The 26637-nt window shown below is 68.7% G+C and carries 26 protein-coding genes; 17 read left to right on the top strand and 9 right to left on the bottom strand.

What is annotated here, in order from left to right:
* Positions 1 to 4: 4 nt before the first annotated feature.
* The 5 genes from NGM06_RS17455 (at position 5) to NGM06_RS17440 (ending at position 4855) form a co-directional block, all read left to right on the top strand.
* Positions 5 to 1039 (top strand): ABC transporter permease, encoded by a 1035-nt coding sequence (locus NGM06_RS17455; protein WP_254268185.1) that lies wholly within the window; start codon positions 5 to 7, stop codon positions 1037 to 1039.
* A gap of 58 nt (positions 1040 to 1097) precedes the next feature.
* Positions 1098 to 2078: an ABC transporter ATP-binding protein gene (locus tag NGM06_RS24235; RefSeq protein WP_303658719.1), complete on the top strand. Its 981-nt coding sequence runs from the start codon at positions 1098 to 1100 to the stop codon at positions 2076 to 2078.
* A 159-nt stretch (positions 2079 to 2237) separates the two neighbouring features.
* Complete coding sequence (locus tag NGM06_RS17445) at positions 2238 to 4049, top strand: LEA/WHy family protein (RefSeq protein ID WP_254268184.1); 1812 nt, start codon at positions 2238 to 2240, stop codon at positions 4047 to 4049.
* A 205-nt stretch (positions 4050 to 4254) separates the two neighbouring features.
* Positions 4255 to 4383 carry a hypothetical protein gene (locus NGM06_RS24180; RefSeq protein WP_256567945.1) on the top strand — a complete coding sequence of 43 codons (129 nt, stop codon included), beginning with the start codon at positions 4255 to 4257 and terminating at the stop codon, positions 4381 to 4383.
* A complete protein-coding gene (locus NGM06_RS17440; protein ID WP_254268183.1) occupies positions 4376 to 4855 on the top strand; it encodes a DUF7384 family protein in 480 nt (159 codons plus the stop codon). The genes NGM06_RS24180 and NGM06_RS17440 overlap by 8 nt, the downstream gene beginning before the upstream one ends.
* Here the strand turns inward: NGM06_RS17440 and NGM06_RS17435 are convergent.
* The gene (locus tag NGM06_RS17435; protein WP_254268182.1) at positions 4852 to 5097 is read right to left on the bottom strand and encodes a hypothetical protein; all 246 of its coding nucleotides are present in this window, start codon (positions 5095 to 5097) and stop codon (positions 4852 to 4854) included. The two genes, NGM06_RS17440 and NGM06_RS17435, sit on opposite strands and share 4 nt — an antisense overlap.
* Before the next feature lie 264 nt (positions 5098 to 5361).
* On the opposite strand from NGM06_RS17435, the gene NGM06_RS17430 reads away from it, so the two are divergent.
* The 3 genes from NGM06_RS17430 (at position 5362) to NGM06_RS17420 (ending at position 7213) form a co-directional block, all read left to right on the top strand.
* Positions 5362 to 5643 (top strand): hypothetical protein, encoded by a 282-nt coding sequence (locus tag NGM06_RS17430; protein WP_254268181.1) that lies wholly within the window; start codon positions 5362 to 5364, stop codon positions 5641 to 5643.
* Between the two features lie 125 nt (positions 5644 to 5768).
* Positions 5769 to 6113 (top strand): hypothetical protein, encoded by a 345-nt coding sequence (locus NGM06_RS17425; protein WP_254268180.1) that lies wholly within the window; start codon positions 5769 to 5771, stop codon positions 6111 to 6113.
* A gap of 137 nt (positions 6114 to 6250) precedes the next feature.
* Positions 6251 to 7213, top strand: coding sequence for a DUF5787 family protein (locus NGM06_RS17420; protein WP_254268179.1), 963 nt, complete (start codon positions 6251 to 6253; stop codon positions 7211 to 7213).
* Positions 7214 to 7231: 18 nt separating this feature from the next.
* On the opposite strand, the gene NGM06_RS17415 is transcribed toward NGM06_RS17420, so the two are convergent.
* Positions 7232 to 9160, bottom strand: a complete 1929-nt coding sequence (locus NGM06_RS17415) for an aldehyde ferredoxin oxidoreductase family protein (RefSeq protein WP_254268178.1) — start codon at positions 9158 to 9160, stop codon at positions 7232 to 7234.
* A gap of 86 nt (positions 9161 to 9246) precedes the next feature.
* On the opposite strand from NGM06_RS17415, the gene NGM06_RS17410 reads away from it, so the two are divergent.
* Both NGM06_RS17410 and NGM06_RS17405 read left to right on the top strand, forming a co-directional pair.
* Positions 9247 to 9891: a universal stress protein gene (locus NGM06_RS17410; protein WP_254268177.1), complete on the top strand. Its 645-nt coding sequence runs from the start codon at positions 9247 to 9249 to the stop codon at positions 9889 to 9891.
* 72 nt (positions 9892 to 9963) lie between these two features.
* Positions 9964 to 10626, top strand: coding sequence for a molybdenum cofactor guanylyltransferase (locus NGM06_RS17405; protein ID WP_254268176.1), 663 nt, complete (start codon positions 9964 to 9966; stop codon positions 10624 to 10626).
* 353 nt (positions 10627 to 10979) lie between these two features.
* Here NGM06_RS17405 and yqeC read toward each other — a convergent pair whose 3' ends face one another.
* Positions 10980 to 11720 (bottom strand): selenium cofactor biosynthesis protein YqeC, encoded by a 741-nt coding sequence (gene yqeC / locus NGM06_RS17400; protein ID WP_254268175.1) that lies wholly within the window; start codon positions 11718 to 11720, stop codon positions 10980 to 10982.
* Positions 11717 to 12187, bottom strand: a complete 471-nt coding sequence (locus tag NGM06_RS17395) for a DUF6653 family protein (protein WP_254268174.1) — start codon at positions 12185 to 12187, stop codon at positions 11717 to 11719. The genes yqeC and NGM06_RS17395 overlap by 4 nt, the downstream gene beginning before the upstream one ends.
* A 116-nt stretch (positions 12188 to 12303) precedes the next feature.
* Between NGM06_RS17395 and NGM06_RS17390 the strand changes: the two genes are divergently transcribed.
* On the top strand, positions 12304 to 13764 hold the full coding sequence (locus NGM06_RS17390) for an arylsulfotransferase family protein (RefSeq protein WP_254268173.1): 1461 nt from the start codon (positions 12304 to 12306) through the stop codon (positions 13762 to 13764).
* A gap of 18 nt (positions 13765 to 13782) precedes the next feature.
* On the opposite strand, the gene NGM06_RS17385 is transcribed toward NGM06_RS17390, so the two are convergent.
* From NGM06_RS17385 to NGM06_RS17375, 3 genes are all read right to left on the bottom strand, one after another.
* Positions 13783 to 14658 (bottom strand): MBL fold metallo-hydrolase, encoded by an 876-nt coding sequence (locus NGM06_RS17385; RefSeq protein ID WP_254268172.1) that lies wholly within the window; start codon positions 14656 to 14658, stop codon positions 13783 to 13785.
* A 263-nt stretch (positions 14659 to 14921) separates the two neighbouring features.
* A complete protein-coding gene (locus NGM06_RS17380) occupies positions 14922 to 16316 on the bottom strand; it encodes an ATP-binding protein (protein ID WP_254268171.1) in 1395 nt (464 codons plus the stop codon).
* A 160-nt stretch (positions 16317 to 16476) separates the two neighbouring features.
* Positions 16477 to 18261, bottom strand: a complete 1785-nt coding sequence (locus tag NGM06_RS17375; protein WP_254268170.1) for a flippase activity-associated protein Agl23 — start codon at positions 18259 to 18261, stop codon at positions 16477 to 16479.
* A gap of 227 nt (positions 18262 to 18488) precedes the next feature.
* On the opposite strand from NGM06_RS17375, the gene NGM06_RS17370 reads away from it, so the two are divergent.
* The 3 genes from NGM06_RS17370 to NGM06_RS17360 all read left to right on the top strand — a co-directional run bounded on the left by NGM06_RS17370 (position 18489) and on the right by NGM06_RS17360 (position 20855).
* Positions 18489 to 19631 carry a thiolase family protein gene (locus tag NGM06_RS17370; protein ID WP_254268169.1) on the top strand — a complete coding sequence of 381 codons (1143 nt, stop codon included), beginning with the start codon at positions 18489 to 18491 and terminating at the stop codon, positions 19629 to 19631.
* 185 nt (positions 19632 to 19816) lie between these two features.
* A complete protein-coding gene (locus NGM06_RS17365) occupies positions 19817 to 20665 on the top strand; it encodes a sugar phosphate isomerase/epimerase family protein (RefSeq protein ID WP_254268168.1) in 849 nt (282 codons plus the stop codon).
* A gap of 49 nt (positions 20666 to 20714) precedes the next feature.
* Positions 20715 to 20855: a YHS domain-containing protein gene (locus NGM06_RS17360; RefSeq protein WP_254268167.1), complete on the top strand. Its 141-nt coding sequence runs from the start codon at positions 20715 to 20717 to the stop codon at positions 20853 to 20855.
* Positions 20856 to 20877: 22 nt separating this feature from the next.
* Here NGM06_RS17360 and NGM06_RS17355 read toward each other — a convergent pair whose 3' ends face one another.
* The gene (locus NGM06_RS17355) at positions 20878 to 22257 is read right to left on the bottom strand and encodes an alkaline phosphatase family protein (protein WP_254268166.1); all 1380 of its coding nucleotides are present in this window, start codon (positions 22255 to 22257) and stop codon (positions 20878 to 20880) included.
* Entirely contained in the window at positions 22244 to 23458 is a 1215-nt protein-coding gene (locus tag NGM06_RS17350; protein ID WP_254268165.1) for an inositol-3-phosphate synthase, read from the bottom strand. The genes NGM06_RS17355 and NGM06_RS17350 overlap by 14 nt, the downstream gene beginning before the upstream one ends.
* A 400-nt stretch (positions 23459 to 23858) precedes the next feature.
* Here NGM06_RS17350 and NGM06_RS17345 point away from each other — a divergent pair, with 400 nt between their 5' ends.
* From NGM06_RS17345 to NGM06_RS17335, 3 genes are read left to right on the top strand one after another with little or no spacing between them, the layout of a single operon-like run.
* Positions 23859 to 24659, top strand: a complete 801-nt coding sequence (locus NGM06_RS17345) for a TatD family hydrolase (protein ID WP_254268164.1) — start codon at positions 23859 to 23861, stop codon at positions 24657 to 24659.
* A 1-nt stretch (position 24660) separates the two neighbouring features.
* Complete coding sequence (locus NGM06_RS17340; protein ID WP_254268163.1) at positions 24661 to 25491, top strand: sugar phosphate isomerase/epimerase family protein; 831 nt, start codon at positions 24661 to 24663, stop codon at positions 25489 to 25491.
* A gap of 1 nt (position 25492) precedes the next feature.
* On the top strand, positions 25493 to 26410 hold the full coding sequence (locus tag NGM06_RS17335; protein WP_254268162.1) for a UbiA family prenyltransferase: 918 nt from the start codon (positions 25493 to 25495) through the stop codon (positions 26408 to 26410).
* The last annotated feature ends 227 nt before the right edge of the window (positions 26411 to 26637 follow it).

Here is a 26637-nt window from a genome sequence, read left to right as displayed (position 1 = left end):
AACCGTGAGCACGGACGCCGAGAGCCGAAGTTCAGCGAGAACCGTCGCGGGGACGCCCGCGCCGCGAGTCGGGACCGGAACCGCGGTTCTCGCGGTCGTGTCGGTCCAACTCGTCGCGTTCGCGGCCGCGCTGGCGGTGGGCTACCCCGGCGCGTACGCCGGGTTCGCGGTCCTCTCGGCCGGAGCCATCGCGGCCTACCGGAACCGCGGCGCGTTCGGCGTCCTCGCGGCCACGCTCGGGACCACTCTGCTGGTCGCGCTCGGCCTGCCCCTACTGATGCTTGTCGCCCGGCAGGACCCCGCGCTGGTCGCCGAGATGGCCGCCGACCCCGCAGTCCAGCAGGCGCTCTACCTCTCGGTGTACGCGCCGCTGCTCGCCGCGATAGCCAGCGTCGCGCTCGGGGTGCCGCTCGCGCTGGTCCTCGCGCGGGGGTTCCCCGGACAGCAACTGGTCGAGAGTCTGGTGGACCTCCCGCTGGTCGTCCCCCACAGCGTCGCCGGTCTCGCCATCCTCTTCGGGTTCGGCGAGGGCGGCGCGTTCGGCGGAGTGCAGTTCACGATTCCCGTCATCGACTTCACCTTCGAGTTCGCCGTCCTCCAGACGATGCTCGGGATGGTGCTGGCTATGACGTTCGTCTCGGCACCCTTCGCGGTGAACGCGGCGCGCGAGGCGTTCGAGTCGGTCCCCACCCGCGTCGAGTGGGCGGCCCGGACCCTCGGCGCGAACCGCTTCGAGACGTTCCGGCGCGTGTCCGCCCCGCTGGCGTGGCGGGGCGTCCTGACCGGCGGGGTCCTCGCGTGGGCGCGGGCCGTCTCGGAGTTCGGCGCGGTGGCCATCGTCGCCTACAGCGTCGAGTTCTTCTACCTCCCCGAGGGCGAGAGCCTGACCGCCCAGCACGCGCCGGTCTTCATCTACAACACCTACCTCTCGGCCGGACTCGACCGGTCGGGCGCGGTCGCTACTCTCCTGCTGGCGCTCTCTGCGGTCGTCTTCCTGCTCGTGCGAACGGTCGCCTACGACGACGGAGGGTGGCCGTGAGCGGAACGACCGAACGCCGCACGGCCGGGAGACTGGCGGTCGTCGGAGGTGGTCGGCCGTGAGCCTCGACGTGGACGTTTCGGCCGCGTTCACTGCGGAGGGCGCGGACCGCTTCGAGGTAAGCGCCGACCTCTCGGTCGCCGACGGCGAGACGCTGGTCGTCCTCGGGCCGAGCGGGTCGGGCAAGAGCCTCCTGCTCGAAACCGTCGCCGGGTTCCACGACCACGAGGGCCGAGTCGCGCTCGCGGACCGGGACCTCACCGACGCGCCGCCGGAGGAGCGCGGTCTCGGGTTCGTCTTTCAGGACTACGCGCTGTTCCCCCACATGACGGTCCGGCAGAACGTCGCGTTCGGCGAGCGGTACCACGAGACCCGCGACCCCGACGACCTGCTCGCGGAGTTCGGCGTGGCTGACCTCGCCGACCGCTACCCGCCGACGCTCTCGGGCGGGGAGGCCCAGCGAGTCGCGCTGGCGCGGGCCTTGGCGGTGCGTCCGGACGCCTTCCTGCTGGACGAACCGCTCTCGGCGCTCGACGTGCCGACCCGCCAGACGCTCCGGGAGGTGCTGGCCGACGTGCTGGCGGACGAAACCGCGATGTACGTCACGCACAACCGGACCACGGCGCGGGCCATCGCCGACCGCGTGGCGGTCATCCGCGACGGGGAAATCGTCCAGACCGGCACGCCCGAGGCGGTCTTCGAGCGACCAGAGTCGTCGTTCGTGGCGCGGTTCACGGGCGCGAACTGCCTCGAACTCGACGCCGGGACGCTGGCGGTTCCCGGGGGTGGCGGCGGCCTGCGGTTCGGCGACGCCGACGGAGCGACCCACCTCGCGGTCCGTCCCGAACACGTCGAACTCGACCCCGCGAGTCCGGACTTCACCGCGCCAGTCGAACGCGTCCTCCGGGAGGACGGCCGGTGTCGCCTCGCGCTCGACGTCGCGGGCCAGCGACTCGACGCCTACGCCGCGGCCCCGCCCGAGAGCGGGGCGGTCGGGGTCGCGCTCCCCCGCGACCGAGTCGCCCTGCTGTCGGAGTAATCTCCCGCGTGCTGTCAGGTAGCCGCGTCGGAGGGGTTCGTTGCCGGAGGAACATCTCCGAGCGTTGGCAATTCTGTCGTCCTCTCGGCGAGAAAATTACTTAGGGGATGGTTGGAAACCACATCCCATGGCACGCGAACAGCGACGCGGGGTGGTACAGTGAGTCTGGTCGGGGGAACGCTCGGAAAGATTGCGGCCGTCTTCGCGGTCGGACTGGTCGTCTCCGCCGCCGGAGTCGGCGCGGCCGTCTCGACGGGCGTGGTGAGTCCCGAACCGCCGACCGTCGAGTCGGTCGAGAACGAGTGGGGCGAGGTCTCGCAGGAGCGAACTGGCATCCGGACCGACATCGTCGTCAACAATCCCAACGGGGTCGGCATCCCCGGCGTGGCGGGCGTCTCCTACGACGTGGCGATGAACGACGTGACGGTGGCGTCGGGGTCGAGCGGCGGTCTCTCGCTGTCGCCCGGCCGCAACGAGGTGACGCTCCGGACCCACATCGACAACGAGAAGATACCGGCGTGGTGGGCCAGTCACATCAACAACGGCGAAAAGACGACCGTCTCGGTCGAACCGTCGGTGAAAGCCGCCTTCCTCTCGAAGAGTCTGCCGTCGCGCGACCGGACGTTCGAGACCGACATGCTCTCGTCGTTCGACAGCGACGCGAACCAGTCGGTGACGGTCGGTAACCGGACGCTGCTGACCGTCGAGGGAACCGACGCCTCGTGGGGTCACGCCACCGCGAACCGGACGCCGCTCCGGTTCTCTGGGACGGTCCACAACCCCAACGGCGCACCCGTCACGTTCTCGAAACTCGGTTACGAGGTGTCGATGAACGACGTGACGGTCGCGGAGGGGACCACGAACGGGAGCGTCGAAATCGCCGCCGACTCGACGGGCACCATCGACATCAACTCGTCGCTCGACAACCGGAAGTTGGACGAGTGGTGGGTCAGCCACATCAGAAACGACGAGACGACGACCCTCGACGTGTCGGTGTTCGCGATAGAGCAGACCGACGACGGGACTCGACGCGTCCCGCTTCCGTTCCTCAGCCAACGCGTGATTTTCGAGACGGACATCCTCGCTGGCGGGGAGACGAACACGCGGACGGTCGAGACCGGGGAGGGCTTCGGCTTCGAACCGCCGGTCGTGGAGTCTGTCGAGCGCGACTGGTCGGCGACCGACTCGGGGACTCGGTTCTCCAACACCGTCGTCGTGAACAACCCCAACGACGCGAACTCGGCGCTGGCCGACGTGGCGCTCGACGCGAAGTACCGGGTGTCGCTCAACGACGTGACGCTGTTCGAGGACCGCACGCAATCGACGCTCGCGCCCGGCCGAAACGAACTCCAGTTCGGCGGTGACGTGAGCGACCGGACCATCCAGCAGTGGTGGGTGAGCCACGTCGAGAACGGCGAGCGCACCGCCCTGCGGACGGAGGGTCACGCGCTCGCGGACCTCGGCTTCGCCAAGTTGCCGGTCGGACTCCCCGCGCAGAACCGGACCTTCGAGACGGACATGCTCGGCGGGTTCTCGGGCGGCGACGAGGCGGTCACGGTCAGCGGTCGGCGGGTCGCCACGCTCCACGACATGAGTTCCAAGTGGGGCGACCCCACGATGGAGCGGACGCCGATGGTGGTCTCCGGCGAGATAACCAACGAGCGCTCCCGACCGCTGACCGTCGTGAAGTTCGGCTACGAGGTGAAGGCGAACGACGTGGTGCTGGCCGACAACGAGACCCACGTCGGCACGACGGTGCCGGGCCAGACGACGCGTAGCATCGACACGAACGCGTATCTCGACAACGACCAGATACCGAAGTGGTGGGTCGGCCACCTCGAAGGCGGCGAGCGGTCCGAACTGTCGGTGTCGTACTACGCCGTGGTCGAGTACGGCGGCCAGCAGTTCACGGTCGAACTCGACTCGATGAGCTACACCGACACCATCGAGACGAACGCGTTCGGCGAGTAGGCGGAGTCGCCGGACGACGACGTTTCTCGCCACTCCGCGAGACACCACCGATACCGCGTTTTACCGCGAACGGGGGCTTTCCAAACGGTCTTCCCGTGCCTGCGGTCGCCCTCGGTCCCACGCTACTCCGAACAGACAACGACTCCCGAGACCGCATCGGGACGAGTCGAGAGGACTTTTCACCGCTGACACCCCATCACCGACCATGAACTGGGCCGACCTCTTCGAGCGCGCCGAGGCGTACGAGACCGACCCGGAGACGATACGGGACCGCCTCGACGCGCATCGGGAGCGAGCGAGCGACGGCGCGAATCGGGAGGGCGTAGATGGCTGAGACGCCCGAGACGAACCCGGCGCGAATCGTCGCGGACGCCGACGTGCTGGTCGCCGACCTGCTCGTCGGCGGCGCGGCGCGCGAGGCGATGGACGAGATTCGAGACCACTCGTGGGTCGAACTGGTCGCCAGCGACGCCCTGCTCGACGACGCCGAGTCCGTGATTCGGGACCTCGCGGACGAGGACCTCGCGGCGGCGTGGCGCGAGCGAATCGAGGACCTGCGAGTCGCGGTCGAACACCCGGAGGGCGACCACCCGGCGCTGGCGAGCGCGTACCGCGGGCGGGCCGCGCACCTCCTGAGTTACGACGAGCGACTCCGCGGCGCGGAGGCCAGCGCGACGTTCGGGTCGCGCCTGAACGTGAGCGTCAAGACGCCCGAGGGGTTCGCGGCGCTGTTCGACGCCGAGTCGCTGTACGGAGCGGTGGAGGACGGCGAGTATCCGGGACCGGACCGGGACCCGCGGGCCTAATTCTCCAGTACGTACAGGAGAACCCCGACGAACGCGCCGAACGCGACGGAGACGCCGACGACGAACACGAGCGCGGGGACGAACGCGTCGGCGAACGCGAGGCGGTCGAATTCGACGGCGTTCTGGTAGACGTGGGCCGCGAACGCGGTCCCGCCGTAGAGCGCGAGGAGGCTTCCGATAGCGAACGCGAACGAACCGAAGAGCGGGTCGAGTCCCCGTTTCGAGACCACCGTGTCGTCCATGCCGAATCGTGTCCGAGCGACGATTGTCGTTCTTTCGCTCTCGTGACACTCTCGGAGTTGGTTTCGGGGGTGGCGTCCACCTACCGGCCGGAGCCACGTTCTCGAACGCCTTCTGCGGTGCCCAGTTACTTCGGAATCGAGGAATCGGACCTCGTTGAAGACAGATATCTTACAGAACCAGATTCCAGTAACGCCGACTACAGAAATATTATTCAGATTACACTTTTGGGGTCGGGGTGCTTATCTACACGTGAGGAAAGACCGATGAAACTGAACACCCGAATCCGACGGGCCGGACCCGCGTCCCGGACTCGACGCGGGCGCATCGCCTCGGGAGTCACTCGCTTCGCACTCCCCGTCGCCACCCTGCTGGCGCTGGTCGCGTCGGCGCTGCTGACCGGAGTGACGTTCGCCACCGTCGCGGACCTCCTGCCGATGCCGGTCCCGCTGCTGCTCGGCGGTTGGGTCGCCGCCATCGGCCTGACGTTCGCGCTCCCGCTGGTCGTCGTCCGCGCGGTGGTCGCCCTGCTCGAACGGTTCCAGTAGGAACGAGAGACCACGGCATCGAGCGGTAGACTCACCGTACTGCGTCTTCTTTCGCCACCGACGTATCGCCGCGCGTCGAAAATCGTTAACTCGCTCGCGACCGCGATTCCGTGTGGGGTAGTACCATGTGTCACAGGCGAGGCGACTGGTCACGAACGTCCAGTAGAGTCAGCGAACCCGAGGACGAGCGCGAACGCGACGGAACCGCGTGGACCGTGCGCGCCAAGGAACGACTCGCCGCGTTCCTCGCGAGCGACGAGGGCGACACCGCCGACCGACCGGAGCGTCCGGCGGTCGAAACCGAAGGGCCAACGGTCGAAACCGAACGCCCGGCCGCAGACACCGAACCGGAGACGCCGACTCCGGAAGCGCCCGAGAGCGACGCGTCCGACGACGCGGTGACCGACAGCGAGGAGGAGGAAGCCGAGGAGAGCGAGCGCGAGGGAGAGCCGATTCCCGCGGACGACTAGCGACGGTTCTTTTTCGTGTCCAGAGTCGGCCCCGCAGGTGTCTCGGAAGGAAACTTGGGGCTATCGCAGACGAGTTTTAGAGGTCGCACTGGGTCACGATGGGGAGGCTTTTCGTTCCGGCACACCGAGTGGGAGTCGTGCGAGAGTACCCCTTCGAGTTGGCGCTGTGTGCCCACCTCGAAGCCCGCGAGGAGACCGTCGTCGCCCGCCAACTCGGCGGCGGCGTCCGCGAGCCAGCCAACCGCGTCCTCGACGTGGTCTGCGTCGAACCCGGGCCGGGGTTCGAGGACCGGGCGAATCTGACGCCGGAGACCGTCCCCCACGCGGCCATCGAGAGCGACGTGGGCGTCGGACGGGCGCGTGACCCCGTGAAGGCCATCGACGCGCCGCCCGAGCGCGCCCGCCGCATCGCGGAGCGAGCAGTCGAAATCGGGTTCTTCGAGCGCGCGGTCGGCGGTGGCGTCCGGCAGGTCGCGCGCTACCCCGACGACTGGTTCGGGCGACTGGTCGCCGTCGAAAACAAGCCGGACCTCGGCGACCCCGGCGACCTGCGACTCCAACTCCGGAAGGACGCCGCCCTCGCCCTCGTGGACGAGGTCGTCCTCGCCACCGAGAGCTACGTCACCGGCGCGCACCTCAATCGGATTCCCGAGGCGGTCGGCGTCTGGCGGTTCGACCCCGAGACGGGCGACCGCGAGGTGGTCCGGGAGGCCGACCCGCTCCCCGCCGAGGACTGGGGCGTCGAACTGCTCGACGAACGCCCGCTCCGGACGGACGTGGCGATGGTCTCGGCCGACGAGAAGGCCCGGCGGCGCAGGCGGACGGCCGAACGCGCCTACGGCAAGGGGTGGCGACCGGACGAGTTCCCGGCGTGCGCCGAAGTCGAAGCCGCCGAGCGCGAGGGGAGCGACGGCTTGCCCTACTGCCGCTGGAAGGAGCGAGTCGTCAACCCGGCGAACTGCGGCCCCGACTGCCCGGGCCACGACCCCGAGGACCCGCCCGAGGTGGACGCGGCGGCGGCGCGCGACGACCGGACGCCGTGGGTCGCGGAACCGGAGCAGAAGGCCCGGCGGCAGTCGGGACTCGACAGGTTCGGGTAGTCGTTTTCAGGTGAGCCATCACCCGACCGGCGTCTCGTCGTCCACCGCGTCCAGTAGGTCGAGTCGCGCCAGCAGGTCGCGGGTCGGTCGCCCGCGCTCGTCCCACCCGCGGCGGTCGTAGTACGCCGACAGCAGGTCCGCGAACGCCTCGCGGTCGAGGGCCTCGCCCGCCTGCGGGCCGCCCGCCAGCGGTTCGGTCAGCTTCTCGGGCAGTTCGTCGTCGGCCCGGTCGAACCCCTCGCGGACGTTGAACAGCCGCGTGAGCGTCCAGATTCGCTCGCCCGCGGTCCGGAGTCGCTCGGGCGAGTAGTCGAGTCCGACCGCCGAGAGCCACTCCGCGCCGAGGTCCTCGAAGGTCTCGCCCGCGAAGTCGTCCACGACGAGGCTCCAGAGCACCGACCGGGCGTCCTGTTCGGCCGCGACGGTCTCGGCCCGGCGCTCGCGACTCCACGACTCGGTGGCGAACACCTCCTCGACCACCGGCCGGGCGCGGCGGTGGCAGGCCCCGCGGTCGCTGGTGGCGTAGGCCAGCGCCATCGACGCGGACCCGCGGGGGTCGTAGGTCGGCAGTTCCATCGCCTTCACCGTCGGCACGAGGCCGCCGCCGCCGTAGCGCTCGGCCGCGGCGTCCACGCCCCGCGCCAGCAGGTCGCCCAGTTCCGTCTCGCGGCGGGCGATTTCCCCGAGCAGGTCGCGGGCCGCCGCCTCGTCGCCGAACGAGAGGTCTCGGTCGAGGACGCCCTCCTCGCTCGCCCGAATGGCCCACGCGACGGCGTTGCCCGCGCTGATGACGTCGACGCCGAGGCGGTCGCAGGTCGCCCCGAGCGCGGCCACCGCGTCGAAGTCGTCGATGGCGAGTCCCGACCCGAGCGAGATGGCGGTCGCGCCCCGGGGGACGGTCTCGCGGGTCTCGCCGTCGTCGCTCGCATTCACGTCCGTCCCCGCGCCGGTCTCGGTCGTCACGCGGAACCCGCCGGGAATCGCCCCCTCGCGCTCCCGTGCGACCGCGGCCCGCCGGACCGCCTCGATGCCGACCGCGTCCGCGCCGTCGAACGCGCCGTCCTGCCAGCCTCTGGTCGGGAGGACGCCGACCGCGTCGGCGAAGTCCACGGTCTCGACCGTCTCGCTCGCGGCCTGCCACCGGCCGGTGTCGTCGTCGGCGAACCGGGCCTCGTAGTCGTCTCGGAGGGCCGCGAGGCGCTCGGGCGGGTCGAGCGGGGCGCTCTCGGCCACGACCGCCTTCAGGTTCTTCGACCCCATCACGGCCCCGGCACCGCCCCGGCCCGCCTGATGGTCGCCGCCGTCGGAGGCGACGGTGGCGTACCGGACCTCGCGCTCGCCCGCGGGACCGACGCAGGCGACCGGGGCGTCGAAGGCCTCGCAGGTCGCGGCGGCGTCCGCGCCCCACAGGTCGCCCGCCGGTTCGAGCGTCGTCGCGGATTCGAGGGGCTGTGACGATTCGAGCGGCTGAGAGGACTCTGGCGTCGTCTCCGACTCGACTCCCGCGTCGGCCCGCCGAATTCGGAGGACGGTCGGGTCGTCGGCCGCGCCCTCGACGAGGAGCGCGACGTGACCGCGGCGCTCCTCGGTCGATTCGTCGTTCCGATTGTCTCGCTCGCCCGCGAGCGCACCGGCGAGCGCCGCGGGGAACGCCCCGCCAGCGTAGGAGTCGAGGAAGCCGCCCGTCAGCGGCGACTTGGTGACCGCGGCGTATCGCTGCTCGCCGGGCGTCAGCCCCGAGAGCGGGCCGAGCGCGAACAGCAGGACGTTCTCCGGTCCGAGCGGGTCGGTGCCGGCGTCGAGTTCGTCGTACAGATATCGGGCCGCCAGTCCCTTGCCGCCGAGGTAGCGCTCCAGCCACGTCTCCGGGACCGGTTCGCTCTCGACGCGTCCGGCGGTCAGGTCCACCCGGAGGAGTCGGCTCGGCGGTTCGTAACCCCCACCCATCTCGACAGGGTTACGCCCTGCTCCGTGGTAACAGTTCGGGTGAGAGACCGGGAGCGTTTTTCAGTCTCACCGTCGTAGCGTCGCGTATGTACGACCGCATTCTGGTCCCGACCGACGGGAGCGAGCAGTCGCCGGTCGCCACGCACGCGCTGAACGTGGCCGAACTCTGCGACGCGACGGTCCACGCCCTCTACGTCGTGGACGAGAAGGCGCTGGACTACCAGCCATCGGAGGCAGGCCGCGAGGAGACGCGGGCGGCCCGCGAGTCCGAGGGCGAGGCGGCCCTCGCCAGCATCGAGGCGGCCGCAGAGGACCGCGGCGTCGAGGTCGTCACCGCCATCGAGGAGGGGACCCCGGCCGAGACCATCGTGGAGTACGCCGACGAGCAGGACGCCGAGATGGTCGTGATGGGAACGCACGGGCGCTCTGGCGTGGACCGGTACGTCCTCGGGAGCGTCACCGAGCAGGTCGTCCGGACCAGCGAAGTGCCGGTTCTGACGGTCAATCTCGCGCGCCAGCGCCGGGCGGTCCGCGACGACGAGACCGCAATCGAGCGCGCGAGACAGGTCCTCGCCGACGAGGGCCACGAGGTCGCCGACGTGCCCGAGGAACCCTACCGCGAGAGCAACACGTGGCTCGTCCGGGCCGTCACCGCGGACGGCGACACGTTCAACGTCCACATCGACGCCGCCTCCGGCGAGTCGCGGGTCGCCCAGATTCGCAGCGAGTAGTCGCCGACGGCGTTCCGACGGAACCGGAGGGTCGCCGCGACCTATTTCACGCTGGCGGCCGAATCGCGCGGTATGCCCGCCGGAGTCGTCCTCGCGGGGGGTCGCTCGACGCGGTTCGGCGAGGGGGACAAGGCGGTCGCCGACCTCGCGGGGGTGCCCATGATTCGCCGGGTCGCCGACCGTCTCGCGCCCGTCGTGGACGTACTCGTCGTCAACTGCAGGGCAGACCAGCGCGGGGCCATCGCCGCGGCGCTGGACGGCTACGACCGCCCGGTCCGGTTCGCCATCGACCCCGACCCCGACGAGGGACCGATGGCCGGGATTCGGACCGGTCTGCGAGAGGTCGAGACCACCGACTCGCGGTACGCCTTCGTCGCGGCCTGCGACATGCCGTTTCTGGACCCGGACCTCGTGGCGTATCTCTTCGAGCGCGCTCGCGGACGCGACGCCGACGAGCGAGAGTCCCCGAGCGACCCGAGGCGGTCCCGCGACGCCGCGGTCCCGCGGCCCACCGACTGGTTCGAGACCATCCACGCCGTCTACCGGGCGAGACCGATGGCCGACGCCTGCGACGCCGCGCTGGCGGCGGGCGAGAGCAAGATAATCGAACCGCTGTTCGAGTTGGACTACGCGGTGGTGGAGGGCGAGGAGTTGGACCGGTTCGACGCCGACAGTTTCGAGAACGTCAACACCCGCGAGGAGTTCGAGGCCGCCGAGGAGCGTCTGCGGGAGTGAGCTATTTGAGTCCGAGGAGTGGGTGAGTAGAGAACCGAAGTCGCCGTTCGACGGACGCGACGTTACCGGTCGGTGGAGCGGTACTCGTGGCGTGAGAAACGCGTTTCTCGAACGTTTAACGTCCCTCTCGGCGCGCTGGCGCAACCTCGTGTTGCGCCGATGCGCGAGGGACGAACGACCGAGCGTAGCGAGGGCGTGAGGAGGTTGGGGAGGTGTGAGGCCGCCGCGGTGCCGTGCGGTTGCGGTGACTCCGTCGCTCAAGCCTGAAGCTAGCTCTGCTTCACGGACTCCACCAGTTCTGCTTCACGGACTCCACCAGTTCCGCGTCACTCACTCCACCAGTACCCCTGCACTTACTCCACCACGGCGACCACGGGGTCGTCGGCGACCATCCGGGTCAGCACGACCCGGGTCACGGCGTCGGGGGCGCGTTCGAGGACGCCCTCGGCGATTTGGCGGCCGGTTCGCTCCAGTTCCGGCGAATCGACCATGTTGACGACCGGAATTGCGGTCGCGCCCTCCGGAACGCCCTTCAGACCGCCGTCGTCGCTGGCGAGGACCGCCGCCACGTCCTCGGGTCGAACCTCGTCGCCGACTTCGCGGTCCGCGACGGCGGCCACGCGCTCGGGCCGGTGGACCCGGTCCTCGGTGAGCGACTCGCCGACGACGCGGGCGCTGGCGATGGGAATCACCGTGTCGGCCCCAGCGGGAATCCGGGGTTCGCGCTCGTTCGGGGCCTTCAGCCAGCGCGTCCGCGCGCCGTCGGCCTTCGCGAGGACCGGCCCGTCGTGGGCATCGGCGAGGTCACTCACGGTCTCGGGGTCGTAGCCGCGGTAACGGTCCTCGCGCTCGCGCTCGGGCACGAGACCGAGCGGGAAGCGGACGGGGGCGTCGGCCGCGCGGAGCGCCGCCACCGGGTCGCCGGTCACGACCACCTCCGCCACCGCCGCGTCGAAGATGGGGATGCGAACCGTCGCGGTGACGACGGCGCGGTCGAGTCGGTCGGCGAGCGCGTAGAGCGTCGTCTTCTTCCCGCCCGCGCCGACCACGCAGGTCAGGCCGCTTTCGGCGTCGAGCGCCTCCGGAAGGGTCACGCTCGCTCCCCCGCGGACTCTCGACACTCGTCGCGGCCGCTCTCGCGCTCGTAGAGTTTCGCCATTCGGTCCACGAACGCCAGTTTCAGCGCCATCGTCAGCGCCGTGAACAGGCCGGTCCGGCCGGGGCGTCGCCGGACCGCCGAGTAGAGCGCGTAGAGGAACACCGGCGCGTTGGCGACGTTCAGCAGGTTTGCCCGTCCCGCGTCCGCGCCCCGCACCCACAACCGCTCGCCCCTGACGCCCTTCGTCATCCAGCCCTCGTCGGCGTCGGGGTCGGGTTCCGGGAAGAGGACGGGGTTGACGGCGACGAACGCCACCGTCGCGGCGAGGAGCCGCCAGTTCCGAGCGTAGATGGCGTAGACCAGCAGCGGACCGGTCGGCACGCGGGACCACCCGCTGGCGGGGTTGGCGTGGCGGTCCCAGAAGTCGGCCTCGGCGAGGCGTCGGCGGAGAACGCTGAGCATGGCCCGGAGTACTCCGCGAAAACACAAAGTATTCACGTCGAAACGCAGATATTTCCGGGCGAGTAATCGCGCCCTAACCAGTAGCTAAAAACCGACCAACGTCGATACGAGAACTCATGCGAACGACCTCCCGGCGGCCGCTCGCCGTCGCGTTAGCCGTGTTGTGTAGCCTCTCGATGGTCGCACCGGTCGTCGCCACGCCGACCACCGACTCGCGCTCCGTCGCGTCGCAGGGGGCCCCCAGTCCCTGCGCGGGGACCATCGACTCCCCTGCGAACGGGACGACGGTCATCAGCGTTCAGGGGTTCCGGTTCGGGAAGAACGGCGGCAAACGCCCGGCGAAACTCGTCGGCGTCGGGCCGAGCGGCGAAATCGAGTGGGTCCACCAGAGCGCCCAGAAGTACGACGTGGCGTGGGGGTACGACGTGGACAAGATGGACAACGGGAACCTCTTCGTCACCGCCACCGTGAAGGGCCACCGGACGCTCGTCTACGAGTTCGACCCGCGAACGCAGGAGCGCGTCTGGTCGAAGACCTTCGACGTGGCCGACACCCACGACGCCGACCTCATCAACAACGGGACCGAGATACTGGTCGCCAACATGCGCAACTACAACGCGTCGGCCCAGCGGAACGACGACCGCCTCTTCGTCTACAACCGCACGACCGAGGAGATAACGTGGGAGTGGCGCTTCGACGACCACTACGACCCCGAGACCCTCGAAGAGAACTACACCGACGACTGGACCCACGTCAACGACGTGGACAAGATCGGTGACGGTCTCTACCTCGCCTCACCGCGGAACTTCGACCAGGCCATCGTGGTGAACCGCTCGACGAACGAAATCGTGATGAAACTCGGCGAGGACGGGAAGAAGAACATCCTGTCGGAACAGCACAACCCCGACTACTTGGAGAGCGAGAACGGGACGCCGACGCTGCTGGTCGGCGACAGCGAGAACGACCGCATCGTGGAGTACGCGAATCCCGACGGCGACCTGACGAACGGGGAGGGGTGGAACCGGACGTGGACGCTCACCGGGAACCTCTCGTGGCCCCGCGACGCCGACCGCCTGCCGAGCGGCAACACCCTCGTCACCGACTCGGCGAACCACCGGGTGCTGGAAGTGACCCCCGAGGGCGAAGTCGTCTGGGAGGCGTACGCCCCGTGGCTGGTCTACGACGCCGTCCGACTCCCCGCCGGGGAACACGGCGGTCCGACCATGACCGACCTGAACGCGACCGGGACCGTCGAGCTTCACGGCGACACCGACCGCCACGCGAACGCGACGGCACTGAGTCGGTGCCACGACGTGCTCCAGAATATCAGCGGACTGGCCGACGGACAGGGTCCGACTGGCCAACCGACGGACGGACAAACGACGGACGGGCAATCGACCGACGAACGGACCTCCGAGGGCGCGATGGACGACGAGAGAACCGACGCCGGAGAGGGCGACGACGCGAACGAGACCACCGACACCGAGTCGGCCGGGGTTCCCGGCTTCGGCCCCCTCGCGGCGCTCGCGGCGCTCGCGGTGCTGGTCGTCGGACTCGGAGTCGCTCGGCGCCGGTAGGCCGACCGCCGACCCTTCTCAGAGGTGGTACTGTTCGCCGTCGATAGCCAGCGGTTCCTCGAAGGCCTCCTCGACGGGGTAGTAGTGGGCGAGGTGGACGAGTCGGGTCTCGGCCGCGTCGAGTTCGTCGGCCAGCGCCAGCGCCCCCTCGCGGGTCATGTGCTTGGTGCCGAACGTCCGGGGGACGCCGTCCGGGCCGTGGTGGTCGCCGCCCATCGGGTGGTGTTCACAGAGGTGCGCGGGGACGATGGCGTCGGCCAGCAGCAGGTCGGCGTCGGCCAGCACCGCGCGACTCTCGTCGGGAACCGCGTAGTTGGTGTCGCCCGTCAGGGCGAGTTTCGCGCCGGTCTCGGGGTCCTCGACGACGACGCCGTAGCAGAGCATCGGCGGGTGTTCGACGGGGACCAGCGTCACCTCGAACCCGCAAGTCTCGAAGGGTTCGAGCGGCGTCCGGTCCCGGACCGTCACCCTGTCGAGGTAGTCGTACTTGCGCCGAATCGTATCGGCGACGCTCTCGTCGGTGACGGGGTCCACCTCGTTCGCGGCGTAGACCGGCAGGTCGTCGAACAGTCGGTAGGCGTTACCCAGTCCGTCGAGATGGTCGAAGTGGATGTGGGTGACGATGGCCTCGTCGGGCAGACCCACGTCGTGAGTCAGGAACTGGTGGCGGAAGTCGGGGCTGAGGTCTATCAGCAGGGCCTCGCCGGTGCATTCGTTGCGGACGTGGACCGAGAACCGCGAGCGCTCGACGCCGCTGCTCGCGTCGATGCCGCGCTCGCGCAGTCGGCGACGCGTGGCGTCGCCCGGCTCTCGGGCCTCCTCACAGGTGTCGCAGTCGCAGTCCGGCGTGGGGGTGCCGGTCGTGTCGCCGGTGCCGAGGAGGGTGACCTGCATTTGCCGGAGGTAGTCGCTTGGGGTACAAAGTTCTCCGGGATGGGGATCGGAGAACGAGGGTCCGATATCGGAAGCCGACACCGGTCGTCTGCGTCACCTCGCGCGAGTGGGCGCGGCCCGTACGTGGCCGCGCCGGAAGACAAATCGCGTCTTCCGAACCCTCGGTCGCTTCGCTCCCCGAGGACGCCAGTACACGCCGGGTCAGAACTGTCGTTGAGTTCCAAAACAGTCGGACATCACAGCGCTACGAAGGGAGGACCGCCTCAGTGGTCGTGGCTGTGCCCGCCGTCCGCGCTCGCACCGCCGGACCCGGAGATGTCGCCCCCGGCAACTAACGCGTCGTGGTCGCCCTCTATCATGTCGAGGTCCTTGAGGTTGTCCCGCTCCTCGAAGTCCTTGATGGCGTCCACGAAGTCCTCCTGCGTGAGCGCGGTCCGCTCCTCGGTCAGGGCGTCCAGCACCGCCTCGCGGAGGACCATCCTGAGGTCGCTGCCGGTCAGGCCCTCGGTCTCCTCGGCGAGTTCGTCGGGGTCGAAGTCCACGATGTCCATCGGCCGGGTGATGAGTCGCAGGATGTCCGAGCGCATCCCCACGTCGGGTTTGGGGAAGTTGACGATCTCGTCGAAGCGCCGCCACGCCGCGGCGTCGAGTTGGTCTGGGTGGTTGGTCGCGCCGATGAGGAGCACGTCGTCCTGAATCAGGCTGATGTTGTCGATGGACTTCAGCAAGGTGTTGACCGCGCGCTTGATGGCGGCGTGCTCGTCGCTCGCGCGGGTCTTGGCCACGAAGTCGAACTCGTCCATGAAGAGGATACAGGGCGAGAGGCGCTTGGCCACCTCGAACACCTTCTCGACGTTCTTGGCTGTCTCGCCGAGGTACTGGCTCGTTATCATCGAGAGTTTGACCTCGACGAACGGGAGGTCGAGGTCGTAGGCCAGCGCCCGCGCGGTCGAGGTCTTCCCGGTTCCGGGCGGTCCGACGAACAGGAGTTTCCCGATTTCGCGGAGGCCGATCTGCGCGAGGTACTCGCGGTGTTCGATTGCCTTCACTATCTTGTGAATCTCGGACTCCTGGTCCTCGGTCAGCACGAGGTCGTCCAGCGTGGTCTCTATCTCCTCGGGCGCTCGGATGTCCACGAGGTCGAGCATCTCCTCTTCCTCCTCGTCGGCGAAGTACTGCGAGAGGAGACCGTCAATCCACGCGCGGTCGGCCTGCACCGGCCGGTTGGCGTCGCGGGCCGCCTCGTAGTCCGCCCCGTCCACCTCGCCCTCGAAGGCGGAGGCCAGAACCGGATTGTGGAGGATGCGTTCTTCGCCCCGGTCGAGGAACCACTCCTCGGCCATGTCGGGTTGCGTGAGTTCGAGCGACCCGGAGAACTCGTCGCGGTCGCTGAACATCAGGCCCGAAATCGCGCTCCACGGGTTCTCGACTCCGGTCGCCCGACGTGCCGTCTCGATGGTGGGCCGAATCGGGCGCTCGATGCCGAGCGGGGAGTTGTCACTTCCGGGTCTGTCACGGTCGGTCGATTCTGGCGCGCCGTCGGGCCAGAAGACCTGCCGGTAGCGCGGGGGAAGGTCGTTCTCGTCTAGCTCTCGGTTGTCGTTGTAGAGGCTCGCGGTGAGCAGGAATTCGACGACGTCCAGTGCCGCGTCGCTCATTCCCCGGAGGTTTGACGCTAAAGGTGCTTAAGCGCGTCGAAGCCCCGTGACGGCGAGGTGGCTCCCCGGTCGCAAGTGTACCGCCTGAAATTCCGGAGTTGTAACGAGGGCGGTTACGCGCCGCCGAGACAGCAGTTACGCTCCGCCGGACGACGGACGGTCACTCCCGCGTCGCGTTCTCGTTCACGTAGATGACCGTGCTGCTGATGACGCATCCGCTGTCGTGGAGGTAGCGCTGGACCTCGTAGCGGCGGTAGCCGTCCATGTACTCGTCGATGTCCTCGGCGTTGTCGTACGTCTTCGAGCAGGAGTTGGCGTCGCCGAGCGCGATGACGACCGGCGGCTTGTCGTCGCCCTGCAGTAGTTCGGGCTGTCTCACGCTGTCGGTCTCCGCGCCGTACAGTTCCATGTACCACGCGAAGGGCAGACGGGCGAACCAGCCGTCGCCCGCCGGCGGCACCGCGTGGGACGACGGGTCGGGCGCGTAGAAGTTGTCGCCGTCGAAGTTCGGGTCGTCGCCGTAGTACATCACGTCGATACCATCGTTGGACCGGGCGACGTCACGCACCTCCTGAAGTACCGGTTTCATGTCGCTGGACGACTGGGCGTATTGGACGAGTTCGTTGTCGGGACTCTGGGAGTCGAGGTAGGACGTGTTGACCGCGGTCGCACCGACCTGCCCGACGACGAGCAGTAGAATCAGCGCGGCCGCCGTCGCCGAGAGCGCGTCGCCGTCCGAGACGCTCTCGAACCCGAGGCGGGCTATCAGCGCGAGACCGACCGCGGCCGGGACGACCAGCGGCACTATCATGTGAATCGTCTCCCACGGGAACGGGTTGTCCACGATGACCGGGTAACCGAGCACGCTGGCGAACCCCCAGTAGGCCGTGAACGACACCGCGTCGCTGGGTCGCTCGCCGACGTACCGGTCCACGACGAAGCCGAGGATAGCGAGCGCGAGCAGGACGATTGCGCCCGCTTCGAGGACCGACAGCAGGGGTTTGAGCGCCGAGAGGTACGACCCCTCGTTGCCACCGCCCCACTGGCCCACGAAGTCGTTCCACGACCCGAGCGTGGCGTGCTCGACGACGGCCGGGAGCAGTGTCGGGTTCGCGAGCGCCTCGTAGAGGCCCGGTACGTCGGTGCCGGGGAGTCGGTCGGTGCCGCGAGGGGCGTAGAAGAACACGACGATGGCACAGAACTCGAAGATTACCAGCGTGAAGTGGGGCCACCAGTTCAGCACGCCGACCGCAGTCTGGCGGACGCGCTCCCAGACGGCCGTGAGCAGGCCGCGGTCGCCCGCTCGCTCGGCGAACAGTCGGTGGTCCCAGAGCAGGACCGCCGCGCCCGCCCACGTGACGGGGTAGACCAGCGCGTTCTCCTTGGTGGTGAACGCCAGCGCGAAGGCGGCGACTCCGGCGTAGAGGTAGGCCGGTCGCCGGTGGTCGTACGCCCGGACGAAGAAGCCGAACGCGACCAGCATGAGTCCCGCCAGCAGCACGTCGTTGCGGTAGAACCGCGAGTAGTAGAGCAGGATGGGGTTGAACGCGAGCAGGAGCGCCATCGCGACCGTCTCGGAGTCGCGGAGGCGCTCGCGGAACAGCAGCGCCGACAGGGGGAGCAGACCGCCTATCAGCGCGACCACGAGTCGCATGGTGAAGTCCGACGCGCCGAACAGGCCGAACAGGTGGCCGTCCACGATGGTCAGGAACGGGCCGTGGACGATGGGTCGGTACTCGTAGACGCCGGTCTCCATGAAGCGATACGCCCAGTACGCGACCCGAGCCTCGTCCTGATGGGCGACTCGGGTGCCGAGATTCACGAAGCGCGCGAGCAGGGCGACCGCCGTAATCCCGACCACGACGAGTTGTGTCCGGGAGGCGTACCCGGTCAGCGTTTCGCGGACGTTCGCGGCCGAGGCGGAGGTTTCAGTTTTCGATGCCATGTGTCGGCGAGGGAGGGGAGCGGGTCGGTCTGCGGGCGACGCGAGCCGAGCGGGTCATTGAACAGTTATAGCTGCGGGTTCGGACAAATAGTTTCTGGACCGACGCGTCCGCGCGGCCTGTGCGAGCGGTATCGAGACTCGACGGGCGGACGAGCCGTCGGGAAACTCCCCACCACGCGGGCCGAGTTCTACTGTCTTTTAAGACAATCGAGACCGCATAGGGTAGTATGGGAGACGACACCACTCCAGTCATCGCCAAGGCGGTCCGAACGCCGCAGGGTAAAGAAGACGGCGTCTACGCGGACACCCGGAGCGAAGACCTCTCGGTGCCGCTCGTGGACACCATCCTCGACGAGACGGGACTCGACGGCGAACACATCGACGACCTGATGTGGGGCTGTGCCCAGCAGCGCGAGGAACAGGACAACAACGTGGCGCGGGTCATCGCGCTCCTCTCGGAGTTGGGCGAGAGCGTGCCCGCCACGACCATCAACCGCTGGTGCGCCTCCTCGATGCAGGCCATCATCAGCGCGAGCGACGCCATCCGCGCGGGCCAGCGCGAGGCCATCATCGCGGGCGGCGTCGAGAACATGAGTCGCGTGCCGATGAGCCAGAGCTACGGGAACGTCCACCCCCGACTCGGCGAGATGTACAACGTCGGCGAACTCTCGATGGGGATGACCGCCGAGAAGGTCGCCGAGGAGTACGGCATCACCCGCGAGATGCAAGACGAGTACGCGCTCCAGAGCCAGCAGCGCGCGGCCGAGGCCTCCGAGTCGGGCCGGTTCGACGACGAAATCGTCCCCATCGAGACCGAGGACGGTCTGGTGGAGACCGACGAGGGCATCCGCCCCGACACCGACTTGGAGACCCTCTCGGGACTCCCGACGGTGTTCAAGTCCGACGGGACGGTCACGCCGGGGAACGCCTCCCAGATTTCGGACGGCGCGTCCGCGACGCTCGTCACGAGCGAGGCGTTCGCCGAGGAACACGGTCTCGAAATCATGGCTCACGTCGGCGACAACAACGTGGCGGGCGTAGACCCCACCGTGATGGGCATCGGCCCGGTCCCGGCGACCCGCGGCCTGCTGGAGCGCACCGGCGAGTCCATCGAGGAGTTCGACCTCGTGGAACTCAACGAGGCGTTCGCCAGCCAGACGGTCTACTCCCGCGACGAACTCGGCGTGGACAACGAGAAGTTCAACGTCAACGGCGGCGCAATCGCGCTCGGCCACCCGCTCGGTGCCTCCGGCGCGCGCCTGCCCGTGACGCTGGTCCACGAGATGGAGAAGCGCGACGCCGACAAGGGACTCGCGACGCTCTGCGTCGGGTTCGGACAGGGCGCGGCCATCACGTTCGAGCGGAAGTAACGGGAACTGCGGTTCTTTTCATCAACGTTTTGCGAGCGAGGGAGCGAACCGCTGTGAGCGACCGAACGAAGCAAAACGTTGGCGTATCACGTTCGAGCGGAAGTAACGGGAACTGCGGTTCTTTTCGTCGTCGCAATCGCTCGCCCTGCAACAAGCGGTTTGAGCGATGCTGTCGTACCGACGCCATGGTCGAACTGGCCTTCTCCACGAACGCCTACACCCGCCACTCGCTCCCGGAGGCGGTGCGTCGAATCGCGGACCACGGCTACGCTGGCGTCGAGATACTCGGCGACGACCCCCACGCGTACTTCCCCTCGTTCGGCGACGAGGAGACCCGGTCGCTCCGCGAGGCGCTGGACGAGACCGGTCTCGACGTGTCGAACGTGAACGCCAACACCGCGATGGGGTACTACGACGACGCGCCGCCCTCGGCGTTCTTCGAACCGAGCGTCGTCAACGCCGACGACGAGTTACGCGAGTGGCGAGTCGAGTACACGAAGCGCGCCATCGACCTCGCCGAGGCGGTCGGCGCTCCGGCGGTCTGCGTGGCGACCGGCCGACCGTTGCCGGGGAACCCGCCCGAGCAGGCCCGCGAGTACCTCGACCAGTCGCTCGACGCGATACTCGACCACGCCGAGTCGAAGGGCGTGGAGGTCGGCATCGAGTTCGAACCGGAACTGCTGGTCGAGTGCACCGACGAGGTACTCGAACTTATCGAGGCGACCGGCCGCGACTCGCTGGGCGTCAACCTCGACGTGGGCCACGCCGCAGTCTACGGCGAGGACCTCGGAGAGACGATACGCCGGTCGGCGGGGCACATCACCGGCGTCCATCTGGAGGACATCGTCGGCGGACGCCGGGGGAAACACTACCACCGGATACCGGGCGAGGGGGACCTCGACTTCGGGACCGTCTTCGACGCCCTCGACGATATCGGCTACGACGGGTTCGCCACGCTGGAACTGTACACGTACCCGGACGAACCGGACCGGGCGGCCGAGGAGGCGTTCGACGCGTTGGCCCAGTACGTCTGAGCGACCCGCGGCCGAAGTCACTTTGCGTTCGCCCGCCCACGAATGGGACATGGCGGAGTGTTTCGTCTGCGGGGGACGGGTCCACGAGTACGAGGAGATAACGACCACTCGGTCGGGCGAGGCGTACTACTTCTGCTGTGACGAACACAGAGAGGAGTTCGAGCGCGCGCCCGGAGCGTTCCTGAGTTAGTCCGAAACGAGACGCTCTCGGACTACTCCAACAGCGACGACGCCTCGAACGCCGCGTCGAGTTCGTCCTCGATGCCGAGGAGGTCCGCGACGGTCGGCGCGACGGCGCGCGCGTCCACCGGTCCGTCGAGTCCGAGGTCCGGGGCCGCCGGACCGCCGAGACCGTAGAACGCCAGCGTCCCCTCGTCGACCCGGCCGTGGGACCCGCTCACCTTCGTCGCGTCGAGCGAGACCGGCCCCGAGTCGCCGAAGAACAGTTCGCACGGGTCGAACCCGGGTTTCGCGTGGATGTCCATCTCCGTCGCGTAGGCGGGGGCGTCCTCGTCGTCGTCCCACCAGTAGTACTGGAACCACGCGTCCGGGTCGGCGACGAGGACGAGGTCGCCAGCGTTCGGGTGGTCCACGTCTCGCTCGGCCTTCCCCCGGTCGTCGAGCACCTCGGCCACGCCGTCGAGGTCGGCGAGCGCGTCGCGGGCGTCCGACGGAGAGTCCGCGTAGACGTGCGCGACCTGATGGTCCACCATGGCGAACGCGTCCGACGCCGGGATATCGACTTCCTCACCGCCCTCGTCGTCGTCGTCCCGAACCGACAGCAGTCCGGCCTCCCGGAGCGCGCGGTTCGGGAAGACGGGCGTCTCGACCTCGTGGAATCCGTACTCGCTGAGGACGTTCACGACGGTCTCGTCCCACCGCGCGTCGTCCCGGAGGTCGGCGACGAACTCGCCGACGAGTTCGTCCACCGTCTCGACCGCCGACTCGACCTCGGGGGCGTCCGGACCGTGGCGCTGGGCGTCGTAGTCGAGGTGGGGGACGTACACCCACAGCAGGTCCGGATCGTAGCGTTCGACCGCCTCGCGGGCCGCGTTCAGAATCCACTCGCTGCTCTCGCGACTCGCGCCCGGACCCCAGTACCGGTGGAGGGGGAAGTGACCGTACTCGGCTTCGAGGTCGTCGTAGAAGCCGTCGGGGTTGGTCCAGCAGTTCATCTCGACGAGGTCGTTGTTCTCGTCCTCGATGGGCGAGGGCGTCACCGCCACGTCGGCGTCGGTCCCGACGAGGTGCTGGAAGAACAGCGCGCCGGTGGTGAGACCGGCGTCGCTCGCGGTCTCCCAGACCCGGTCCCGGTCGCCCCGGTCGCGCTCCCAGAAGGCCACTGTCTCCCGGTTGCGGTCGTACTCGCCGCTGGAGACGTCGCCGTGACTCGCGGGCGACCGGCCCTCGCCGAGCGTCGTCTGGACCGGCACCGTGACCGCGGGGAACGGCGGCCGGAGCGCGGCGGTCGAACCGCCGTCCAGCGCGTCGCCGATTCGCTCGGCGAGACCCGTCTCGACGTGGTCGGGGCGGAGACCGACCACGTCGAGGACGACGACTCGCCCGGCGTCGGCGTCCTCACTGCTCGCCACCGGCGCTCACCTCCGAGCGTCGCTCGCGGGCGTACTCGTCGAGCGTCTCGAACTGCCGGGAGAGGTCGTGTTCCTCGACGCCCAGCGGGGCCTTGAAGAACGACGCGAGGTGGGGTTGGAGTCCGCCCTCGCCCCGCCGGTCGGCGTACGCCACGAGTCGGACGAGGTCGAGGACGAGGGGCGCGGCCAACGCAGAATCGGAGCCTTCCCACGTGAACTGCATCGTCATCTCGGTGTCGAGGAAGCCCTCGAAGTGGACGTAGTCCCACGCCGTCTTCCAGTCGCCCAGCGACGGCGTGTAGTCGATTCGCACTCGGTTGTGCCCGATGTCCGGCAGGATGGAGTCCAAGATATCGCCCTTGCTCTCCAACTTGCCCGCCTCGTTGCGCTCGTCTTCGAGGACCGCGCCGTCGGTGTTCCCGAGGATGTTGTGGCCCTCCCACGACATCACCCGGAGGTTGCGCCCCGCGAACATCGGCGCGAGCGCCGACTTGACCAGCGTCTCGCCCGTCTTGGCGTCTCGGCCCATGTGAGGCACGTCGTTCTCGGCCGCGAGTTCCCGCAGTCCGCCGAGCGCGCTCCCGGAACTCGGCGTGAAGTTGACGTAGGGGTGACCGCCCTTCAGCGCGGCGTAGGCGTACAGCGAACTCGCGGGCAGGTCCGGGTCGTCGGCGGCCACGGCGTCCTCGAACGCCGACAGCGTGTCGTACCGCTCCGGGTCGGCAGTCGGTGGCTCCGTGGATGCGAGATTGACGACGACGACCCGGTCGAGGTCCTCGCTCGCCCGGAACGACTCGTAGTCGTCGCGGATGCGCGAGACGGTCTCGGCGAGCGACCGTTCGGCGTCGGCGGTGTCGTCGGCGATGTCCGCGATGGCCTCGCCCGCGTTGACCGCGGTGCCCGTCCTGATGCGGTCGTCGATGGCGCGGAGGTCGTCGGCGACCGTCTCGACGGTCTCGGGCGCGGGCGTTCCGTCCTCGGACAGCGCTCTCGCCGACTCGACGAGGCTCCCCTCGCGGACCTCGTGACCCGCGAAGGTCAGGTCGGCCACGTCGGGCAGGTCGAGGTCCGCCACCGGCCGCCGGGCGGTGACCAGTCCGGTCTCGTCGGTCGCGCCGCGGGCGACGGCGCGCGCACCGACCGCCGCCGTGGTCGCGACGTTGCCGCGCGCGCCGATTACCCAGACTCCAGTCCCCGTCATCGTGACCCTCGCAGTCCGGCACACCTCGCGCGCGGTGAACGACGCTCCGAGCGTGCTCTCGCAGACTCGGCGAGGCGTCTCACCGCGGACACTCCACGTCGGAGCCAGCGAATCGCAGTTCCGTCCATTACCGACGGGACTACGGCGTGGAGTCGGTTAGTTATCCAGTAGTTTCCCCGACGACGGTCCGATTCCCATCGCCTGACGACGACCGGCAGTCGAAGCGCGGCGCTAAAACGGCCACGTACTCGCGTTAAGTCCGTTGTTTTGGGTCGGATAACCAGCTATTTCGGCCGTTCGAGAGAGCTGTCGGGGGCGAGCGACCGGTTCGGGTCGGCGCTCGACCGCTCCTGCGGGAAACTGACGAATAACAAAGGGTCTACCCGTCCTTCTCGGGGGCATGCGAATTATCGACCCGCACATGCACATGGTGTCGCGCTCGACAGACGACTACCAGCGGGCGCGGCAGGCGGGAATCGAGTGTTGTATCGAACCGGCGTTCTGGAGCGGACAGGACAAGCGACACGCCGGAGCGTTCTTCGACTACTTCGAGCAGATAATCGAACACGAGACCGACCGGGCCGAACGAGTCGCCGGTATCGACCACTACGTGACCATCGGTCTCGAACCCAAGGAGGCGAACTACCCCGAGATGGCCGAGGAGGTACTCGAACGCATCCCGGAGTACCTCGACCGGGACGCCGTCGTCGGGGTCGGCGAAATCGGACTCGACCAAGACACCGAGGACGAGCGCGAGGCGTTCCGGCGACAGATTCGGATGGCCGAGGAGCGCGAACTCCCGGTCATCGTCCACACGCCCCACACCGACAAGCCCGAGGGGACCCGGACCATCGTGGACATGATTCAGGACGAGGACGTGACCGAGGAGCGCATCATCATCGACCACAACACCGAGAACACCATCGACACCAGTCTGGAGACCGACTGCTACGTCGGGTTCACGCTCTATCCCGGAAAGATAGCGGACGAGAAGGCCATCGACCTGCTGGAGGAGTACGGCACCGACAAGATGATACTCAACAGCGCCGCCGACTGGGACCCCTCGGACCCGCTGGCGGTGCCCAAGGCCCGGGACAAGATGCTCGACCGGGGGTGGGACCGCGAAGAGGTCCGGAAAGTCGTCTTCGACAACCCCTACGAGTTCTTCGACCAGTCGCCGAACTTCGACTACGAGCGGTAACATGGACTTCGGATTCTCAGCCAACGCGTTCCGCGACTACGGGCCGGTCGAGACGGTCGAGATACTCGCGGACGCGGGCTACGACGGCGTCGAGTTGCTGTTCGACCAGCCACACCTCTACCCGCCCGAGACCGACGAGGAGGACGTGGCCGAGATGCGGCGCGCGCTCGACGACAACGACCTCGAAATTAGCAACTGCAACGCGTTCATGCTGACCGCCATCGAGGGGTTCCACCACCCCTCGTACGTCGAGGCCGACGCCGAGTACCGCCAGAAGCGCATCGACTACACCCGCGAGGCGCTCCACCTCGCCGACGCGTTCGACGCCGAGTACATCTCCATCGAACCCGGCGGGCCGATTCCCGACGAGAAGTCCCGCGAGTGGGCGATGGAGACGTTCGTCCAGAGCCTGAACGAGGTGATTCCGTCCGCCGAGGAACTCGGGGTGGACCTGCTGGTCGAACCCGAACCCGACCTGCTGATAGAGACGACCGACCAGTTCCTCGAGTTCATCGACACGGTCGATTCGTCCGCCGTCGGGTGCAACTTCGACGCGGGCCACCTGTTCTGCGTCGGCGAGGACCCCGCGGCGGCGGTCGAGACGCTCGGCGAGTACGCCGACCACTACCACGTCGAGGACATCCCGGCCGACCGCTCGCACGAACACACCCAACTCGGGGCGGGCGCGATGGACATCGACGCGTTCCTCGAAGCCGTCGAGGCGTCGGGCTACGACGGGTTCGTCACCGTGGAACTCTACCCGTATCAGGAGACCGCCGAGGAGACGGCCCGCGACGCGATGTCGTTCTTGACGGAACACGGGTGGACGTGAGGTGGGCGACGCGCGGTCGCGGTTCGCCCGCTCGGTCGCGGGGTACGCCGAACTCGTCCGGGTTCCGAACCTCTTCACCGCGCCCCCGGACGTGCTATTGGGAGCCGCGCTCGCCGCCGCGACCGGACCCGGCGTCACCCCCGGCGGCGTCGCCGGACTCGCGCTCGCCTCGATGCTCCTGTACGCCGCCGGGACGACGCTGAACGACGCGTTCGACGCAGACGTGGACGCCGTCGAGCGCCCGGAGCGACCGATACCCTCCGGGCGAGTGGCCCGCCGGACGGGGTACGCGCTGGGCGGGGCGTTGCTGGTCTCTGGCGTCGCTGTGGCGGGCGACGCCGCCGGGGTCGTCGGCGGCGTCGTCGCCGCCTCGGTCGCCGGGGGAATCGTGCTGTACGACGGCGTTCTCAAGGGCGGGGTCGCGGGGTTCGCCGCGATGGGCGCGGTTCGGGGGCTGAACGTCCTGCTCGGGACGACGGCGGGCGAGTCGCCGACGCCGTCGCTCGCCGCCGCGGGCGTCGCTCTCGCGGTCACCGCCTACATCGCCGCCGTGACGTTCATGGCGTCGAGAGAGACCGAGTCCGGCGGACGGCGGACCGTGCTCGTGGCCGGTTCGGGGGCCGTCGTCGCCGCGGCGGTCCTCCTCGTCCGGTTAGCGGTCGCGCGTCCGAGTCCGCTCGACGGCGCGGCGTCGCTCGTCCTCGGCGTCGGATTCCTCGCTTGGACCGGCCGGGCGCTCGGCCGGGCGTACCGGAACCCGGTTCCGGAGACTATCGGTCCGGCGGTCGGAACGTGCGTGCTGGCGCTCGCGGTCCTCGACGCGGCGTTCGCGGCCACGGTGGACGCGGCGTGGTCGCTCGTAATTCTCCTATTTCTCGTCCCCGCGGTCGGACTCAAGCAGTGGTTCAGCGTAACGTAACGCCGTGGACGGACGGCACGTCGAGAGCGTACGTGTAGTGTGCCGAGAGAATGGCGGTGCGCGGGGAGTCCGAATCAGACCGTTATCCGACAATAGGTCCGACCTATCAGCCAGACAGCCGCAATTCCCGCGCTCTGACGCGGTCGTAATGGAGGTGTCGGAGTCGAAACGCGACCTTCGATACCGAAACAGTACGCGAAGGTCCAAAACGAAGTCGCGGGCTTATC

It is taken from the genome of Halorussus aquaticus (genome assembly GCF_024218795.1).
Taxonomy (GTDB): Archaea; Halobacteriota; Halobacteria; order Halobacteriales; family Haladaptataceae; genus Halorussus; species Halorussus aquaticus.
This window is presented reverse-complemented; position numbering and strand designations above follow the sequence as displayed.